This window comes from Streptomyces sp. NRRL S-350 (genome assembly GCF_000719705.1).
Classification (GTDB): Bacteria; Actinomycetota; Actinomycetes; order Streptomycetales; family Streptomycetaceae; genus Kitasatospora.
Genome location: NZ_JOHO01000092.1, coordinates 1 through 17,368, shown reverse-complemented (window position 1 = coordinate 17,368; position 17,368 = coordinate 1). Strand labels below are relative to the sequence as shown.

Sequence of the window (17,368 nt, the reverse complement as noted above, 5' to 3'; positions counted from 1 at the left end):
AGCAACCCCTTCGCGGGCAAGGCCAACAGCGGCGCCACCTGGACCAACGACATCAGCCACGGCGACCTCGTCCGCAACAACCCCGACCAGACCATGACCGTCGACCCCTGCAACCTGCAGCTCCTCTACCAGGGCAGGTCCCCCTCCTCGGACGGCGCCCCCTACCTGCAACTGCCGTACCGGCCGGGCCTGCTCACCCTGCAGCACTGACCCGCCCGACTCGCGGTGACCGCGACGGGGTGCTGTCCGCCGACCCGCGGACGGGCTGTCCACAGCGTGGACGACCGCACCCACTGACCGGTACTCACCGACTCGAAGGACCCCGGCCGCGCGGCCGGGGTCCTTCCTGCTGTGCGCAGGCGGTTCCGGGGCCCGCGGCACGGCGGGCCGCCGCTGCCAGGGACGGCCGCTACAGGGCCTTGCCCAGGACGAGTTCGCGGGTGGTGCCGTCGTCGAGGAGATCGCCGAGTTCGTCGGTGTCGGCGAAGCCGTTGCGGCGGTAGAGGGTGATGGCGGCGTCGTTGTGGGGCATGACGGCGAGTTTGAGGGTCCGGTAGCCCTCGCCTGCCGCCCATCGGGCGATCTCGGCGATGAGGCGGTCGCCGACACCCCGGCCACGGGCGAGCGGGCCGACCCACAGGGAGATCAGCTCGGCGGCGGACTGGTCCTCGTCGGCCGGGATGCCGCTGGCCATGGCAACGGGGGTGCCGTCGAGGACCGCCACCAGGTCCAGGGCGCCGGGGATCTCCAGCCGGGAGCGCCAGCGCTCCTCGCGGTCGCCGGAGCCCTGCCAGTCGGCGAGGGTGGAGCCGAAGGCATGGGGAGCCTCCGCGAGGGCGGCCAGGCGGAGGTCGCGCCAGAGCGACCAGTCGTCGGAGCTCAGGCTGCGCAGTTCCAGTTCGTACTGTTCGGGCATGGTACGGACCCTGCCCCAGGACGGACCGCACGGGCAAGCCGATTCCACGGCGAGGCGCCGGCTCACCGGCGGCGCCACAGCGGACGGGCCGGCCTCCGCCACCTGGGTGACCAGTTGTGGGTGGGCGGGCCGGACCTCGATTAGCGTCGGCCGTGGGGGCCGGACGGTGGTCGGAGGTCGGTGGCATGGCAACGGCGACGCACAAGCGGCTGGTGGACGAGTGGCGGCGGGTGGTGGACCGGCAGCTGACGCCGACGCAGCGGTCGCTGGTGGTGATGTGGGCGGCGTTCGGCACCACCTTCGGCACGGTGCGGTTCATCACGCACGGGATCAAGGGGGGCTGGCTGCCCTGGGGGAACGTGTCGGCCGGCGGAAAGCACCTGCACCACTACAACATCGGCATCGCGGCGCTGGCCGGGGTCGGCCTGGTGGCCGTCCGCGGTGACGAGAAGGCGGTCGGCCACCCGGCGGTGGCCGCCGTCTACGGTGCGGGCACGGCCCTGATCACGGACGAGTTCGCGCTGCTGCTGGACCTGCAGGACGTCTACTGGGCCAAGCAGGGCCGGGTGAGCGTCGACGTCTCGTTCTGCGTGCTCGCCGCGCTCGGCGGCTACCTGTCGGCCGCACCGTTCTGGCACGAGATCGTGCGGACCACCCACCGCCGGCTGACGGCCGGGGCGGCCACCGGCGGGTCGCCCCGCCGGTAGCCGTTCGTAGCGTTCCATAGCGGTCGGTTGCCGTTCGTAGCCACCCGTGGCGCGTGGCAGTGCCCTGCCGGGGCCTTCCCGGGCGGCGGTGTCCCGCCTCCCCGTCCGCCACGGGTCGACATCGGGGTGGAGGCGCACGACCGTCCACACGTGCCGACGACGCCGGACCGGCGGGGTGAGGGCGCACCGGCCGGCTGATTCCGATGGCGAGTCCTGGTGGGATCACCGGCCTCCCGACGGCGTGCGCCCCCCGCTGCGTGCCGCCCGAGCCCGTCTCCCGCCCGGCGCCGCGAGGCTCCCGGCACCGTTGCCGCGCAGCTCAGGCGCTGTCGGGGGGCCGGCTGAGGCGGCCGGGCGCGGTCGTCGACGCTCTGCGGACTCCGGCGCAAGGTGGCACAGGCGGTCGAACAGGCGCGCGCGGTCGCCTGCCGGCGCGTTCACGGGTCGCGGGGCACTCCGTTGTGCACATGTCATGGATCGGGCTCCGTTTGCGCTGTTGTGGACGGACCCGGCGGACGGCATATTTCGGATGGTCATCTCGCGGCCGGCACTCCTGGCCGACCGACGGTGAAGTGGCGCCCCGCCCAGCGGTCCCTCCGTGCCGGCGGCCCGGGCTTCCGCCGCCGTCCCCTCATACGCCCTGTGCTCCGTGCCCCGTGCCCCGTGCCCCGTGCCCCGTGCTCCGTGCTCCGTGCTCCGTGCTCCGTGCTCCGTGCTCCGTGCTCCGAGGAGGTTTCTCGTTGGACAACCGCTACGAGGTCTACGCGTTCGCCGACCCGCTCTTCTACGACTCGCCCCGTCGCTGGGGCGCTCACGAGGAGTTCGACGCCGTCAGCCGGCCGCTGCCGGCGGGCTGGCAGCGCGGGGACCAGGAGATCTGGGCCGTGGTGCGGCCTGCGGGCGTCCAACTGCCCTCGCAGGGCTGGAAGATCCACGTGTCCTCGCGTGCCGAGGACGCCGAGGAGGTGCTGGAGCAGGTCTTCGCGTTCTGTCTGCGGGAACGCGTGGCGTTCAAGTTCCTGCGCGGACTGCCGGTCCTCCAGGTGCAGAACTCCAAGTACGCCCCGCGCGGCGCCAGTGGGAAGTTCTGCACGCTGTACCCGGTGGACGACGCGCAGTTGGAGCGATGTCTCGACGGTCTGGGCACTGCACTGGCCGGCCGCAAGGGGCCGTACATCCTCAGCGACCTGCGCTGGGGCGAGGGCCCGCTCTACCTGCGCTACGGCGGATTCGCGGAGCAGCACTGCCGCAACGAGGCGGGCGAGCAGGTGCTCGCGCTGACCGGTCCGGACGGCCGTCCGGTACCGGACGTGCGCGGCCCCGGCTTCGCGGTGCCGTCCTGGGCGCCGGTGCCGGCCGTGATCGCGCCGGCCCTGGCCGCGCGGGCGGCGCAGCAGGACACCGGACTGCCGTACTCCATCGAGCGGGCGCTGCACTTCTCCAACGCCGGCGGGGTGTACCTGGCGCGGGACGACGCCGACGGATCGCACCTGGTGCTGAAGGAGGCCCGGCCGCACGCCGGGCTGGACCAGCGCGGGGTCGACGCCGTGACCAGGCTGCGCAACGAGCACGACATCCTGCTCCGGTTGTCGGGCGTGCCCGGCGTCCCCGAGCAGCGCGGGCTGCTGACGGCCTGGGAACACGAGTTCCTGGTCGAGGAGTTCGTCGAGGGCAGGTCGTTGAGCGAATGGCTGGCGGCCCGCTACCCGCTGACCCACCCGGACGTCGACGAGGCCGTCGTCGCCGAGTACACCCGCGAGGCGTTGGCGGTCGCGGACCGGATCGAGCGGGTGGTGACGGCGATCCACGCCCGCGGCGTGGTCTTCGGCGACCTGCACCCGCGCAACGTGCTCATCCGGCCGAACGGCGACGTCTGCTTCATCGACTTCGAACTCGCCAGTACCGTCGACGACTTCGTCCGCCCGGCGCTCGGCGCGGCCGGCTTCGCGGCGCCGCCCGGCTACACCGGTCAGCAGATCGACCGGTACGCACTGGCCGCGATCCGGCTGTGGCTCTTCCTGCCGCTGGCGCAACTGCCCGCGTTGGACCCGGGCAAGGCCGACGAGCTCGCCGACGCGATCGAGAGCCGCTTCCCGGTGCCCGACGGCTACACCGCCCCGATCCGCCGTCTGCTCGGGCCGGCGCCCGCGGCCGGCCGGACCGCCCGCCCCGAGCTGGGCGAGCGCCGCGCGGAGCTCGGCGCGCTGCTGAGGGCGCCGGAGGCCGACTGGCCGCGGATCCGTGACTCGCTGGCCGCCGGGATCGCGGCGATGGCCACCCCGGAGCGAGCCGACCGGCTCTTCCCCGGCGACGTCGCCCAGTTCACCCACGGTGGCCTCGGCCTCGGCCACGGCGCCGCCGGCGTTCTGTACGCGTTGCACGCCACCGGCGCCGCGATCGATCCCGAGCACGTCCGCTGGCTGGTCCGGGCCGCCGACCATCCGGCCGAACCGGGGCTGTACCACGGCGGACACGGCGTGGCGTACGTACTGGACCTGCTCGGCGAACGCGGCGCGGCGCTCGACCTGCTGAGCCGCCTCGCCACCGCCCCGGACGACGAACCCCGGCCGGATCTGGCCACCGGCGGGCCCGGCATCGCCCTGACCCTGCTGCACTTCGCCCGGGCCACCGGCGAGCGGCGGCTGCTGGACGAGTCGCTCGCGCTCGCCCTCGCCTCGGCCGCCGTACTGGAGAAGGCCGGCCGCGGCGATCCCCGGCGTCGGGCGGGCCTGCTGGGCGGCGCCGCCGGTGCCGCGCTCGCCCTGGTCCGCCTCTACGAGGAGACCGGCGAGAGCGCGCTGCTCGACCAGGCCGAGACCTTGCTGGAGCTCGACCTCGACCGGTGCACGCTGGTCACGGACGGCAGTCTGCAGGTCGCGGACGGCCGTCGGGTGCTCCCGTACCTGGAGACCGGCAGCACCGGGATCGGCCTCGTGCTGGACGCGCTGCTGGAGCACCGCCCGGACAGCCCGTCGGCTCGACACGAGCCGGCGATCCGCCTGGCCGCGGCGCCCGAGTTCGTCATCCAGCCCGGCCTGTTCAACGGCCGGGCGGGGCTGATCGGCTACGCGGCGCTGACCCGGCACCGGGCAGCCGAACCGGGCGCTGCGGCGCTGCCCGACCGGCAGCGGGCCCTGCTGGCCTGGCACCAGGTCTCCTACCGGGGCCGGCTCGCCTTCCCCGGCGACCAGCTGCTGCGGCTCTCCGCGGACCTGGCGACCGGCTCGGCCGGCGTGCTGCTCGCCCTCGGCACCGCACTGGCCGACACGCCCTTCCTGCCCTGGACCGGCCGGTCCGACTGACGGGCCGGCCGCCCCGCCCGGGCGTCCCGTCCCGGGCCACGGGCCCCCTCCCCGCACGCCCCGCGCGTGCCACCCAGACTCCCGGCCGCCGGCCGGGCGATCCATCCCTTAGTGAAGGAGAACAGTCATGGCGATCCTGGACCTGCAGACGATCGAGCTGGCCGAGACCGAGGCGGTCGAGATCGACGACACGATGGCCAACGTCAGCTCGCTGAGCGTCCTCAACTGCACCGTCAGCACCGTGAGCACCCTGCTCTGTCTCTGACACCGCCGCTTGGCCGGTAAGTCGGACCTGAGGTAGCGGGCCGCGGCGGTGAAGCCATCGCCGCGGCCCGTCCGCACCCCGTGCCATCGGCCCCTGCCCTCCGGCGGCGCGGAGCCGCCGCACCGCCCGTACCCCCTCACCGCCCTTACCCCTCACCGCCCGTACCCCGCACCGCCCGTACGCCGCACCAGCCGAGAGGACGCCGTGCCCGACCAGCCCGCTCGCACCACCCCCCGCCCGGCGGACCGGGTCCGCCTACGCTGCGAGCTGACCACCGAGCCGTGGGCACTGACCGTCGCGCTGCTCCTCGCGCTGGCCTCCACCGGCGCCGCCCTGGCCCTCCCCCTGCTGGTCCGGCAGATCATCACCGACTTCTCCGCGCACCGGCCGCTGGGCCCCGACGTCCTGCTGATGTGCGCCGCCGCGGCAGCCGGAGCGCTCGCCCAGGCACTCTCCGGCTTCCTGCTCGCCCGCATCGGCGAGCGGATGACCTACCGGCTGCGCACCCGGATCATGGAGCACACGCTGCGCCTGCCGCTCGCCGTCGTCCGGGCCCAGGGCACCGGCGAACTCACCGCCCGGATCACCTCGGACGCGCTGCTGCTGCGCCAAGTCGTCGACGTCGCCACCCAACTTCCGCTGGCCGCCCTGACGGTGACGGCGACGCTGGTCGTGATGGTGTGGATCGACTGGATCCTGACCGTGGTCACCGTCCTCGCGTTCGCCGCGCTCACCGTCCTGGTGCTGCTGATCGTGCGCCGCATGAAGGCCAACGTGAGCGGCCAGCAGGACGCCGTGGGCCGGATCGCCCAACGCTTCACGGCCGATCTGGAGGCGCTGACCACGATCAAGGCCTACCGGGCCGAGCCGATGGCCGCCCGGGTGCTGGCCGCGGACGCCGAACGGCTGCGCGCCGTCTCCCTGGCCGGCGGGCGGCTGAACTCGCTGATCCCGGCCGTGCTGACGCTCGGCAACCAGCTCGCGCTGATCGCCGTGATCCTGGCCGGCGGCGCCCGGATGGCCACCGGCGGCATCCAGGCCGCCGCGTTCGCCGCGTTCCTGCTCTACCTCCTGCAGACCGTGCCCTCGATCAGCGCCCTGGCCACCGGCTTCGGCCGGCTCCAGGCCGGGCTCGCGGCCCGCGACCGGTGCGCCGACCTGCTCGCCCTCGCCCCCGAGGCCGGTCCGCAGGACGCCGACCGCACGGTGCCGCCCGCACGACCGGACGTCCCCTCGGTGGTCTTCAGCTCCGTCTCCTTCACCCACACCGGCTCCCGCGACGCCGCGCTGCGCGAGGTCTCCTTCAGCACCAGGCGCACCGGGCTGACGGCGGTGGTAGGACCCTCCGGGGCCGGGAAGAGCACCACCCTCTCGCTCATCGACTGCTTCATCCGGCCCACCTCGGGCTCGGTCACCGTCCTCGGCCACGACACCGCCCACTGGCCGCTGGACGCGCTGCGCGCCCGGATCGCCTACGTGGACCAGTCGTTCACGCTGCTCGAGGCGACCGCCCGGGAGAACCTCCAGCTCGGTCGCGCCGAGCAGGCCGACGAAGCCGAACTGACCGCCGCGCTGGACGCCGTCGGTCTCAGCGAGGACATCGCCCGCCTGCCGCAGGGCCTCGACACGCCCCTCGGCCGCGAGTGCGACCTCTCCGGCGGTCAGCGCCAGCGGATGGCGCTGGCCCGGGCGCTGCTGTCCGACGCGGAGATCGTGCTGCTGGACGAACCCACCAGCCAGCTCGACGGGCTGAACGAGCAGCGCTTCCGCACCATCGTGGCGGACCTGGCGGCGACCAGGGCGGTGATCGTGGTCGCCCACCGGCTCTCCACCGTGCAGGACGCCCGCCACGTGATCATGATGAACCGCGGCACCGTCGTCGACGCCGGCGACCACCACACCCTGCTGCAACGCTGCCCCCCGTACCGGGAACTCGTCACCAGCCAGACGATCCTCACCACTGCCTAGGCAGGGCCGGAGACGGCGCGTGGAGGCCACCGGCCTCCACGGCGGGGACGCCGACCGGTACGGGCCACGGGAGCGCCCTCCGGAGCTCAGACGGTGAAGCGGTCGGGGTCGGCGGCGTGCCAGTCGTGCGCCCAGGATTCCGGCGGGTCGTGGCGGAGCTGGCCCGGCAACAGGCCGGGGTGGAGGTCCGCGTAGGAGAGGATGGTCTGCGGGTCGACCCTGCGCCGGAGCAGGTGCGGGCGCAGCTGCGAGGGCTCGTCGACCCCCATCGCCGCCATGATCTGCAGGGCGCTCTTGACGGTCGCCTCCTGGTAGCGCCGCACCCGCTCGGACTTGTCCCCCACGTGCAGGGCGCGGGCCCGGCGAGGGTCCTGGGTAGCCACGCCGACCGGGCAGGTGTTCGTGTGGCAGCGCTGCGCCTGGATGCAGCCGACGGCGAACATCATGGCCCGGGCGGCGTTGGTGTAGTCGGCGCCCTGGATCAACCGCTTCACGAGATCGCTCCCGGTGGCCACCTTGCCGCTGGCACCGATCCGGATCCGGTCGCGCAGACCGGTGCCCACCAGCGCGTTGTGCACCACCATCAGGCCCTCCGTGAGCGGCATGCCGACGTGGTCGGCGAACTCCAGCGGGGCCGCTCCCGTCCCGCCCTCCGCGCCGTCGACCACGATGAAGTCCGGACTCACCCCTTCGTCGAGCATCGCCTTGCACACCGCGAGGAACTGGCGGCGCGAGCCGACGCACAGTTTGAACCCGGTCGGCTTGCCGCCCGCCAGTTCGCGCATCCGCCCGATGAACCGGACCAGCTCGCGCGGGGTGGAGAAGACCCGGTGGTAGGGCGGTGAGGTGACGGTCTCGCCCTGCGGGACACCGCGGACCCTCGCGATCTCGGCGTTGACCTTCGGGCCGGGCAGCACACCGCCGATACCGGGCTTCGCGCCCTGGCTGAGCTTCAGCGACACGCACTTGACCTGCGGGTGTGCCGCCTTCTCGGCGAACAGGCCGGAGTCGAAGTCCCCGTCGCGGGTGCGGCAGCCGAAGTAGCCGGTGCCGATCTCCCACACCAGGTCCCCGCCGGGCCGCAGGTGGTACTCGGACAGCCCGCCCTCCCCCGTGTCGTGGGCGAAGCCGCCCCGCGCCGCACCGGTGTTCAGGGCCAGCACGGCGTTGGCCGACAGGGAGCCGAAACTCATCGCCGACACGTTCAGCAGCGCCATCTCGTACGGCCGGGTGCAGTCCGGGCCGCCGACCCGCACCCGGGGCGGCTGCTCGGGCACCGCGACCGGGGCCATCGACGGCACCAGGAACTCGCGCCCGCTCTCGTACAGGTCCAGCTCCGTACCGAAGGGCTCCGCCGCGTCGGTGCCCTTCGCCCGTGCGTAGACGATGCTGCGGGTGTCGCGGTCGAACGGGCGGCCGTCCACGTCGCGTTCGACGAAGTACTGCTGCACCTCCGGCCGGATGCCCTCCATCGCGAACCTCAGGTGGCCGAGGACGGGGTAGTTGCGCAGCACCGAGTGCCGGGTCTGCAGCACGTCCGCCACGGCCGGCGCCGCCAGCGCCAGCAGGGGCCCCGCCGCACACCACCACCACGGCGACACCACCACGGCCACCGCCGCGGCGGCGACCGCCCCGCACACCAACCAGGCAACCCACAGGAATCTCAACACGCCGACCGTCTAATCCCGAACGGTTCCGGTAGTCACCCGGGCCGCGCAGGCCGCCCGTGCAGCAGTCGCGGTGCTCCCTGATCGCTCCCGTCGGCGACCGGTGTCCCGGGGCGCTCGCTAGGCTGGCGGCATGGCATTGCGCAACGCGATCATGTCGACCCTGCTGGAGGGCGAGGCGTCCGGGTACGACCTGGCGAAGGCGTTCGACGCGTCGGTGGCGAACTTCTGGATGGCCACACCGCAGCAGCTCTACCGGGAGCTGGACCGGATGGAGGCCGAGGGGCTGATCGGCGCCCGGGTCGTGGAGCAGGAGCGGCGGCCGAACAAGCGGCTGTTCTCACTCACCGAGGCGGGCCGCGCCGCGCTGCGCTCGTTCACGGCCGCACCGCCACGGCCGTCCGCGATCCGGGACGAACTGCTCGTCCAGGTGCAGGCCGTGGACGCGGGCGACCCGGACGCCGTGCGCGCGGCGCTGCACGAACGTCTGACCTGGGCGCAGGCCAAGATCGCCCGCTACGAACGCCTGCGGGCGCGGCTGCTGGACGGGCGTTCCGAGGACGACCACCTCGCCACCGCCGAACGGGTCGGGCCGTATCTGACGCTGATGCGCGGGCTGTCGTTCGAGCGCGAGAACCAGCGCTGGTGCGAGCTGGCGCTCGCGGTCCTGGAGCGGCGCGCCGCCGCGCCGGCCCCCGCGCAGGGGCCGGCCTGACGGGCGCGGCCGCTCAGTGCACCGGGCGGGGAGCCGTGACGGGCCGCAGTTCCGGACGCTTCGCGACCCGCCCGTCGCCGGAGGAGCGGCCGCGGAGGCGGCGCAGCAGCCACGGTCCGAGGAAGGTGCCGATCCAGGCGGCCTCCTGGGCGGCGCGCTGCCGCAGCCCTGCTGCCGGGAGCGGCGGCAGTGGCTCCGTCCACCCGCCGTCGCTGCCGGGCAGGGCGAGCGCGTCGGCCGCCGCGGCGGCGATCCCGGCGTGGCCGAGCGGGCTGGCGTGCAGCCGGTCGGCGCTCCACATGCGCGGATCGGTCGTCACCCGGTGGGGGAAGAAGTCGACGACCACGGCGCCGTGGTGGTCGGCCGTGGCCCGGATGCGTGCGTTGAGGTCCAGGACCCGGGGCCGCAGGCCGCGGGCCGGCGGCGCGATCCGGCCGATGTCGGGGAAGGTGAAGGTGAGCACCCGCGCCCCGGTGGCCGTGAAGGCGGCGAACATCGCCTCCAGCTCCGCCACGACCGCGCCCGCGTCGAAGGCCGGCCGCATCAGGTCGTTCATCCCGGCGACGACGGTGACCAGGTCCGGCTTCAACTCGAGGGCGGGGGCGAGCTGTTCGGCCCGCACCTGGCCGGCGAGCCGGCCGCGGACGGCGAGGTTGGCGTAGAGCAGGTCGGGTTCCTGCTCGGCGATCGTCTCGGCCAGTCGGTCCGCCCAGCCCCGCCAGCCGGTCGTCTCGTCACCGTCGCCCAGGCCCTCGGTCTGGCTGTCGCCGACCGCGACGTAGCGGCGGAAGCCCGTCGTCGCGCTCATGCCTCGGACGCGCCCGGGGTCTCGGCCGCGCCCAGCGCCTCGGCGGTGATCCGGTCGAACTGCGCGCCCATCGCGGCGGCGAGCGCCTGCGCGCCCGAGAGGGGGCGGACCATCACGGTGAACTCGTCGATCAGGCCGTCCTCGTCGAAGTGGAGGAAGTCGCAGCCGTGCACCTCGCGGCCGTCGACGGTGGCCTTGAAGACGAAGGCGCGGTCGCGGCCGTCGGTGCCGTCGATCTCGCGGACGTAGTGGAAGTCCTCGAAGACCCGTCCGGCACCGCGCAGGATCGCGGCGGTCATGGCCTTGCCCGGGTAGGGCTTGAAGACGACCGGGCTGACGAAGACGACGTCGTCGGCCAGGAGGGCCTCGATGGCGTCGTGGTCGCCGGCCTCGACGGCTGCGCGGAAGGGGTGCACGGAGGGCTCCCTAGTCAACAAATTGAATAGCTACCCGCGCGAGCCTAGCCGCGCGGTCCGGGCGGTGTCGAGGGCCGGCCGGCCGGGGCGACGAGGACGGCCCGCCCGCACCGGCCTCCCCCGGCCGGGCTTCCCGGCGCACGCCCCGGGACGACAGTCAGATGACCTACCGGCCCGCCGCGCCGGCGCCCCACGCTGAGAGTGCGCAGGACTCCGGTGGAAGGGCGGTCAGATGGACGTGCGGGTGACGACGGCGTCGGTCGCGGACCGGGACAGGGCCGCGTTCTGGAGCGGGGCGCTGTCGCGGACCCTGGTGCCGGTGGAGGTGCGCCCGCTCACCGGGCGGCCGTTCGACGGGCTCCTGGAGTCGCACCGGCTCGGGTACGTGCGGATCTCCACGATGGAGGCCGACGCGGCCCGGCTCTCCCGTACGGCGGCGCTGATCGCGCGGGCCCCGCGCAGCGAGCCGCAGGTCGGGGTCGGCGTGCAGGTGTCGGGCCGGGCCGTCCTCGAGCAGGACGGACGCCGGGCGGAGGTGCCGCCGGGCGGGCTCGTCCTGTACGACACGGCACGCCCGTACGCCGTCGACTACCCGGAGCGCTTCCGCACCCACCTGTTCCACCTGCCGCGCCGCCTGCTGGGGGTGCCGGAGCGCGACCTGCGGCACGTGTCGGCGACGGCCGTCGGCCCGGGCGAGGGGTGTGGACCGGTGCTCCTGCCGTTCCTCGGCGTCCTCGCCGCCTCCGCGCACTCCTACCCGGCCCCGGTCGGCGACCGGCTGGCCGGCAGCGTCGCCGACCTGATCGGCGCGCTCGTCGCCCAACTCGCCCGCTCCCGGGCGGCGGACGGCACGGACGACGCCCCGAACGCGCACCTGGTCCGGCGGGCGCGGGAGTACATCGACCACCACCTGGGCGATCCGGAGCTGACGCCCGAACGGATCGCCCACGCCCACCACATCTCCGTGCGGTACCTGCACCGGCTCTTCGAGGGCGAAGGCGTGACGGTGAGCCGGTTCATCCAGCAGCGCCGCCTGGAGGCCTGTGCCCGCGAACTGGCCCGGCGCGGCCGCACCGCACCGACGGTGTCGGCCGTCGCCCAGCGGTGGGGCTTCGTCAACCCGGCGCACTTCAGCCGGACCTTCCGGGCCGCGTACGGCGTCCCGCCGCGCGAGTGGCGCGCGCTGCGGACCGACGACGCCGGCCGGCCGGCCGCCGAACCGCCGGCCGACGGCCGGAATGCCGGGCGCGGTCGGGCCACCGAGGCCGCCGGCCCGGCCGGTACGGTCGAGTGACGCGGGGCACCGCGGGCAGGTGCGCTCGACGTTCGGCCCGACGCACACCGGTCCCGGCCGGGACGCACGCGGGCGCCGCGGCGCCCACCGAACCGAAGCCAGGAGCGAAGACTTGCCCGACACCGACCCCCTGCCGGACCGGCGCCCGGTGCTCGACCGGGCACTCCAGGAGTTCCTGGACGCCCGGGCCGGCCGGCCCGCGGCTGAACTGCCGGACCTCTCCCTCCTCACCCCCGAGGACGTGCCGGAGGAAGGACCGGCCGGCGCCCCGGACGACCCCTACGGCACCACGGCGCAGTGGCTCGCCCTGCCCTGCGGACCGTCCGGGCGGGTGCACGTCCAGGTGACCAGACCCGTCGGCGCCGCCGGGCCGAGCCCCGTGGTGCTGTTCCTGCCCGGCCTCGGCTGGTCGCTCGGCGACGCGGCCTGCTACGGCCGGCTGGTCCGGGAGTTCGCCCTGGGCACCGACGCCGCCGTGGTGTACGTGGACTACGCCCGGGCGCCCGCGGCCCGCTACCCGGTGGCCGTCGAGCAGTGCTACGCGGTGGCCCGGTGGATCCACGCGCACGGCCACGAGATCGGGCTGGAAGGCCGGCGGATGGCCGCCGTGGGCGACTCCGCGGGAGCCAACCTGGTGGCCGCCCTGACGTTGCTGGCCCGGGAGCGCGGAGACGTACGGCTGGTGCACCAGGTGCTGCTGTACCCGGTGACCGACGCGGACTTCGACACCCCCTCCTACCGCAGGTTCGCGACGGGCTACTTCCTGCACCGCGACCACATGCGCAGGTTCTGGGACGACTACCTGCCCGAGCCGCGGCGGCGGACGGAGGCGACCGCCGCGCCCCTGCGGGCCTCCCTGGACCAGCTCACCGGGCTGCCCCCGGCGCTCGTCGTCACCGCCGAGGCCGACGTGCTGCGGGACGAGGGCGAGGCCTACGCGGCCAGGCTCCGCACCGCGGGGGTGCCGGTCGTGGCGATGCGCTACCAGGGCGCCGTGCACGGCTTCCTGCTGCTCGACGGGGTCTGCCCGACCGGCACCGCCCGGGCCGCGCTGGTCCAGGCCGTCGACACCGTGCACGTCGCCCTGCACCGCCGTTCCTGGTGACCCGCTCCCGGGCGCGTCCCGCCGGGAGCCGGCCCCGCGCCCACCCGCCCGACCCCGCGATCGCCCACGCGCCCGACACACCCGCCCGACCCCGCGATGCCCGGACCCGGGGGTCCGGCCGACAGCCGTCCGAGGAGTAGCCGATGTCCGTCGTTCTCGACACCGCGGCGGTGCCGTCCGCCGATCGCGCCGCGTACTGGCACGAGGCCGTGTCCCACACCTTCATCCCGCTCGACGTGGTGCTGCACGAAAGCGCGCCCGCCGCCGCGACGATCACCAGCCACCGGGTGGGCGCCGTACAGGTCTCCCTCGTCCAGGCCGGCCCGCAGCGGGTCGAGCGCAGTGCGGGGCTGATCGCCCGCGGCGGCGAGGACCACCTCACGCTGGCCCTCCAGCACCGCGGGACCGCCCGGCTGGTCCAGGACGGCCGCCAGGTGGCGCTGCGCCCCGGCACCTTCGCGATCTCCGACGCCGGACGGCCGTTCACCAAGGACCTGCCGGAGCCGTTCGCCTTCACGGCCTTCCACTGGCCGCGGTCGGCGGTCGGCGTCCGCGAGGAGGACCTGCGGGTGCTCACCGGGACGGCCTTCGACGCCGGCAGCGGCACCGCCCGCCTGGTGGCCGCCTACCTGGAGTGCCTCTCCCGGCCGGCCGAACCGGTGGAGCCGCAGCTGGCGTCCTGGCTCGCCGCCACGGCGCTCGACCTGCTCGCGGTGCTCGCGCACGAGCGCCGCGGCCGGTTCGTCCCGGAGGCTCCCGAGGCGGCCCTGGCCGTGCTGGCCCGGGTCAAGGACCACATCCTGCGTCACCTGGGGGATCCGGACCTCTCTCCGGAAGGGATCGCGGCCGCCCACCACGTGTCCGTGCGGTACCTGCACAAGCTCTTCCGCTACGAGGGGGTGACGGCGGCCCGCTGGATCCAGCGCCAGCGCCTCGACATGTGCCGCCGCGACCTCGCCCGCCCGGCAGCGGCCCGGGCGACCGTGGCGGCGGTCGCGGGCCGCTGGGGTTTCGTGAGCGCCAGCCACTTCAGCCGGGCGTTCCGGGCCGCGTACGGCGTCTCCCCGCGCGAGTGGCGGGCGGCTGCCGGGGCGGGTTCCGCGCCGGGCACCGCGCGGCTGCCGGCGAGACCATGACGGCCGTTGAACCGGTGACCGGCCACCGGTTCAACGGTCACCGGTTCACCGGCAGGTGTGGATCTCCGCGACGTAGCCGCCCGGGAACTGCACCATCGCGCTGTCCCGGCCGCCCACCGAGACCGGCCCCCACTGCACCGACGCTCCGGCGGCCTTCGCCCGGTCCAGGGTGGCGCCGAGGTCGGACACCCCGTACCCGGTGAGCTCCCGGCCGAACGGGTAGGGCAGGTGGCCGTCCGTCACGGTGACCGTGGTGGTGCCGAAGCCTGAGCTGAGGCGCAGGAGCCGGTACGTCGTTCCGGGCAGGCCGATCGCGGCGCCGTCGGCCTTCCGGTCGTCGGAGACGACGCGGCCGCCGGTGAAGGAGAGGTAGCTCCGCAGGAACCCGCCGACCGCGTCCGGCGACAGGTAGAGCCGGTTGTCCGGCACGCTCGCCAGGTCGGGGTAGGACGGCGGGGTGGTGTGCACGTAGAGCTGGGCGCTCACCCCGCCGGGGAACTGGACGACGGCGTCCCGGCCGATCGGGTCGGCGAACGGGGCGACCGTCACGGCCGCGCCGTCGGCCCGGGCGGCCCGGACCGCCTGGTCGAGGTCGGTCACCAGCCAACCGGTGCGTTCGGTGCCGAAGGGGTACGGGACGGGGGTGGTGTAGTCGAACACCGACAGCGTGCCGACCGGTGACAGCACCAGCTCGGAGAGCGTCCGGCTGGGTGTCGGGGTCACCTGGGTGGCGTTCGGCCCGATCGTGGTCCCGCCGAAGGTGGCGACCCAACTGGCCGCGAACGCCTGCTCGGTGCCCGGCGCGACGTAGACGTGGGTGGTGTCGTACTGCGGGCCGACGGCGAACTGCCGGTGTGGGAGCGGCTGTTGCGCCGGGGTGCTGCTCTGGGTCGCCGAGGCGGCGGGGATCGCGGTCAGTGCGGCGATCGCCGCCACCAGCGGGACCACGCGTCGGACGAAGTGTCGTTTCATCGGGTGACCTCCCGGTCGTCGCCGCGCCCGGCACCCGCGGAGCGGGGCCGGGCGCGTGAGGGTCGTCGAATGAGGTGGATCAGGCCACCGGCGGGGCCCAGTGGGCGTCGGGTGCCGAGACGCGGTGGGCGGCCAGTGCGGTGGCCAGGAGCAGCACTGCGGCCAGGGCGAGGGCGGTGACGGACTGTCCGTGCAGGATCAGCGCCGCGCCTGCGAGGCCGCCGAGCAGCATCGCGAGGGCGGAGAGGATCCGGCGTCCCGGGCGGGGTGCGGTGCCGCCGGCCGCCGTGGAGTCGGCGGCGAGGCCGGTCAGGGTGAGGGTGAGGACGGTGGTGGTCAGGTCCGGTACGCCGAGTCTCCTGGCCACCGCGTTCTGCAGGCCCATGCCCACGCCCAGGAGGACGATCAGGGCGTAGCGGGCGCTGCCGTCGGTGACGGCGTCGGTGACGGCGGCCGCGGCCGTGAGGACCGTCTGGATGCCGGTGGCCAGGGCCAGCAGGCGTCCCCGGTGGGCCGGTGTCCGGCTGCCGAGCCGTCCGCCGGCGAGTGCTCCGGTCAGGAAGGCGCCCAGGGAGACGAGCGAGGCCGTGGCGGACAGTCCCGGGGCGCCCGCGAGGGCGAACCCGAGGAAGACCACGTTGCCGGTCATGTTCGCCACGAAGACGTGGCCGAGGCCGAGGTAGCTCACGGCGTCGATCACGCCGGTGGCCACGGTCAGCAGGAGCAGCAGCGGCGGCAGCGGGCCGTGCCGGTCGGCGCGCGGCGGGGCGAGGGTGCGGAGGGCGTCAGTCAGCAGGGCGCGCACTGGCCGTCGCCTCCCCGGGTGCCGACCGGCGGTGCAGGACCGCGCGGGTGAGCAGTCCGCTGGCCGGGCCGAGCACGACGCACGCGGCCGAGAGCCAGAGCGGCCAGGCGGCGAGGCCGGCGGCGTGGTCGGCGGACCACCGGCCGGGGCCGGTGAGGGCGAGCGATCCCGTGACGACGATCAGCACGAGCGGGTATTCGTAGCCGTCGTTCTGCACCCAGAGCCCGTGCGGCAGCTTGACCGTCAGCGCCACCGTCATCACGCCCATGGCGACCATGGCCGCCAGTGGCGTGAGCGCGCCCAGGGCCAGGAACAGGCCCGAACCGATCTGGCCGGCGCCCGCGGCGAGGGCGGTGAGCCGGCCGCCGGCGAAGCCGTCGTGCCGGAACTCCTCCGTCCCGCCCGTCAGGCCGTTGCCGCCCAGGCGGTGGCTCACCTTCTGTATCCCGTGGCCGGCGATGAGCAGGCCCACCACCACCCGGAGGGTCAGCAGTCCGGTATCCATCATGTCCTGTTCCTGGTCCCTGAGTTCCCGAAGTCCCGTCAGCCCGCGGCGTGCTCGCCGATGACGGACTGCGCGTAGACGACTCCGAGGCCGTACGCGCCGGCGTGCTCCTTGACGATCTCCATGACGGCGCCGTAGGTCTCCGTGCGGGCCCAGTCGCGCTGGAGCTCCAGCAGCACCTGCACCCAGGTGACCGGGACCGCGCCGGCCTGCACCATCCGCTGGACGGCGTGCTCGTGGGCCTGCGGGGAGACGCCGCCGGAGGCGTCGGTGACGACGTAGACCTCGTAGCCCTGGTCGATCATGGACAGCACCGGCAGGACCAGGCAGACCTCGGTCCACAGGCCGGCTATGACGACCTTGCCGCGGCCGGTGGCCTTGACCGCCTCGACGACCGCCTCGTCCTCCCAGGCGTTCATGGAGGTGCGGTCGAGGATCTCGGCCTTGGGGAAGACCGCCGCGAGCTGCGGCAGCAGCGGGCCGGAGAAGGACTCGGCGGCGACGGTGGTCAGCACGGTGGGGACGTCGAAGGCCCGGGCGGCCTTGGCCAGGCCGACGGTGGCGTTGATGATCGCGGTCCGGTCGCCGCTGCCGGTGCCGAAGAACATCTGCGGCTGGTGGTCCACGAAGAGCACGACGGAGTTGTCCGGGGTGAGCAGGTCCGGGCTCGGGGTGGCGCTGACCTGGGTGAAGTCGACCATGACGATGGTCCTTTCGGTTCGTTCGGCGGGTCCTGCGCGCAGGGGTGCGCCTGTCTCTTATACACATCTCCGAGCCCACGAGACAG

Annotated in this window: 17 protein-coding genes; 9 read left to right on the top strand and 8 right to left on the bottom strand. The window is 74.5% G+C overall.

All coding sequences use genetic code 11. The features are described from left to right. Nucleotides 1-210, top strand: a 210-nt coding sequence (locus IF30_RS0137795) for a non-reducing end alpha-L-arabinofuranosidase family hydrolase (protein WP_030247159.1), incomplete at its 5' end; no start/stop codon positions are given. 199 nt (nt 211-409) lie between these two features. Here IF30_RS0137795 and IF30_RS0137790 read toward each other — a convergent pair. Beyond that, nucleotides 410-916, bottom strand: a complete 507-nt coding sequence (locus IF30_RS0137790; RefSeq protein ID WP_030247156.1) for a GNAT family N-acetyltransferase — start codon at nt 914-916, stop codon at nt 410-412. A 185-nt stretch (nt 917-1,101) separates the two neighbouring features. Between IF30_RS0137790 and IF30_RS0137785 the strand changes: the two genes are divergently transcribed. From IF30_RS0137785 to IF30_RS0137770, 4 genes are all read left to right on the top strand, one after another. After that, nucleotides 1,102-1,623 carry a hypothetical protein gene (locus IF30_RS0137785; protein WP_030247154.1) on the top strand — a complete coding sequence of 174 codons (522 nt, stop codon included), beginning with the start codon at nt 1,102-1,104 and terminating at the stop codon, nt 1,621-1,623. 740 nt (nt 1,624-2,363) lie between these two features. Further along, nucleotides 2,364-4,925: a class III lanthionine synthetase LanKC gene (lanKC, locus tag IF30_RS0137780; RefSeq protein WP_030247152.1), complete on the top strand. Its 2,562-nt coding sequence runs from the start codon at nt 2,364-2,366 to the stop codon at nt 4,923-4,925. Between the two features lie 127 nt (nt 4,926-5,052). Next, nucleotides 5,053-5,190, top strand: coding sequence for a SapB/AmfS family lanthipeptide (locus IF30_RS47280; protein ID WP_107054624.1), 138 nt, complete (start codon nt 5,053-5,055; stop codon nt 5,188-5,190). A gap of 204 nt (nt 5,191-5,394) precedes the next feature. Continuing rightward, nucleotides 5,395-7,158, top strand: coding sequence for an ABC transporter ATP-binding protein (locus IF30_RS0137770; RefSeq protein WP_037902597.1), 1,764 nt, complete (start codon nt 5,395-5,397; stop codon nt 7,156-7,158). An 86-nt stretch (nt 7,159-7,244) separates the two neighbouring features. On the opposite strand, the gene IF30_RS0137765 is transcribed toward IF30_RS0137770, so the two are convergent. Beyond that, nucleotides 7,245-8,828, bottom strand: coding sequence for an FMN-binding glutamate synthase family protein (locus tag IF30_RS0137765; protein ID WP_420791202.1), 1,584 nt, complete (start codon nt 8,826-8,828; stop codon nt 7,245-7,247). Between the two features lie 130 nt (nt 8,829-8,958). Here IF30_RS0137765 and IF30_RS0137760 point away from each other — a divergent pair, with 130 nt between their 5' ends. Further along, nucleotides 8,959-9,540 carry a PadR family transcriptional regulator gene (locus IF30_RS0137760; RefSeq protein ID WP_030247146.1) on the top strand — a complete coding sequence of 194 codons (582 nt, stop codon included), beginning with the start codon at nt 8,959-8,961 and terminating at the stop codon, nt 9,538-9,540. A 13-nt stretch (nt 9,541-9,553) separates the two neighbouring features. Here IF30_RS0137760 and IF30_RS0137755 read toward each other — a convergent pair whose 3' ends face one another. Beyond that, nucleotides 9,554-10,348, bottom strand: a complete 795-nt coding sequence (locus tag IF30_RS0137755) for an SGNH/GDSL hydrolase family protein (protein WP_030247145.1) — start codon at nt 10,346-10,348, stop codon at nt 9,554-9,556. Next, nucleotides 10,345-10,764, bottom strand: coding sequence for a nuclear transport factor 2 family protein (locus tag IF30_RS0137750; RefSeq protein WP_030247143.1), 420 nt, complete (start codon nt 10,762-10,764; stop codon nt 10,345-10,347). The genes IF30_RS0137755 and IF30_RS0137750 overlap by 4 nt, the downstream gene beginning before the upstream one ends. A gap of 232 nt (nt 10,765-10,996) precedes the next feature. Between IF30_RS0137750 and IF30_RS0137745 the strand changes: the two genes are divergently transcribed. From IF30_RS0137745 to IF30_RS0137735, 3 genes are all read left to right on the top strand, one after another. Next, nucleotides 10,997-12,058, top strand: a complete 1,062-nt coding sequence (locus IF30_RS0137745) for a helix-turn-helix domain-containing protein (protein ID WP_063752964.1) — start codon at nt 10,997-10,999, stop codon at nt 12,056-12,058. A 112-nt stretch (nt 12,059-12,170) separates the two neighbouring features. Next, nucleotides 12,171-13,163, top strand: coding sequence for an alpha/beta hydrolase (locus IF30_RS0137740; protein WP_037902591.1), 993 nt, complete (start codon nt 12,171-12,173; stop codon nt 13,161-13,163). 143 nt (nt 13,164-13,306) lie between these two features. Further along, entirely contained in the window at nt 13,307-14,299 is a 993-nt protein-coding gene (locus IF30_RS0137735) for a helix-turn-helix domain-containing protein (protein WP_030247137.1), read from the top strand. A 45-nt stretch (nt 14,300-14,344) separates the two neighbouring features. Here the strand turns inward: IF30_RS0137735 and IF30_RS0137730 are convergent, their stop codons facing one another. From IF30_RS0137730 to IF30_RS0137715, 4 genes are all read right to left on the bottom strand, one after another. After that, on the bottom strand, nt 14,345-15,271 hold the full coding sequence (locus tag IF30_RS0137730; RefSeq protein WP_030247135.1) for a glyoxalase: 927 nt from the start codon (nt 15,269-15,271) through the stop codon (nt 14,345-14,347). A gap of 79 nt (nt 15,272-15,350) precedes the next feature. Further along, nucleotides 15,351-16,076, bottom strand: coding sequence for a YoaK family protein (locus IF30_RS0137725; RefSeq protein WP_030247134.1), 726 nt, complete (start codon nt 16,074-16,076; stop codon nt 15,351-15,353). After that, nucleotides 16,057-16,581: a DoxX family protein gene (locus IF30_RS0137720; RefSeq protein ID WP_030247161.1), complete on the bottom strand. Its 525-nt coding sequence runs from the start codon at nt 16,579-16,581 to the stop codon at nt 16,057-16,059. Before IF30_RS0137720 ends, IF30_RS0137725 begins: the two co-directional genes overlap by 20 nt. A gap of 38 nt (nt 16,582-16,619) precedes the next feature. Continuing rightward, entirely contained in the window at nt 16,620-17,282 is a 663-nt protein-coding gene (locus IF30_RS0137715) for a hydrolase (protein ID WP_030247132.1), read from the bottom strand. Between the last annotated feature and the right edge of the window lie 86 nt (nt 17,283-17,368).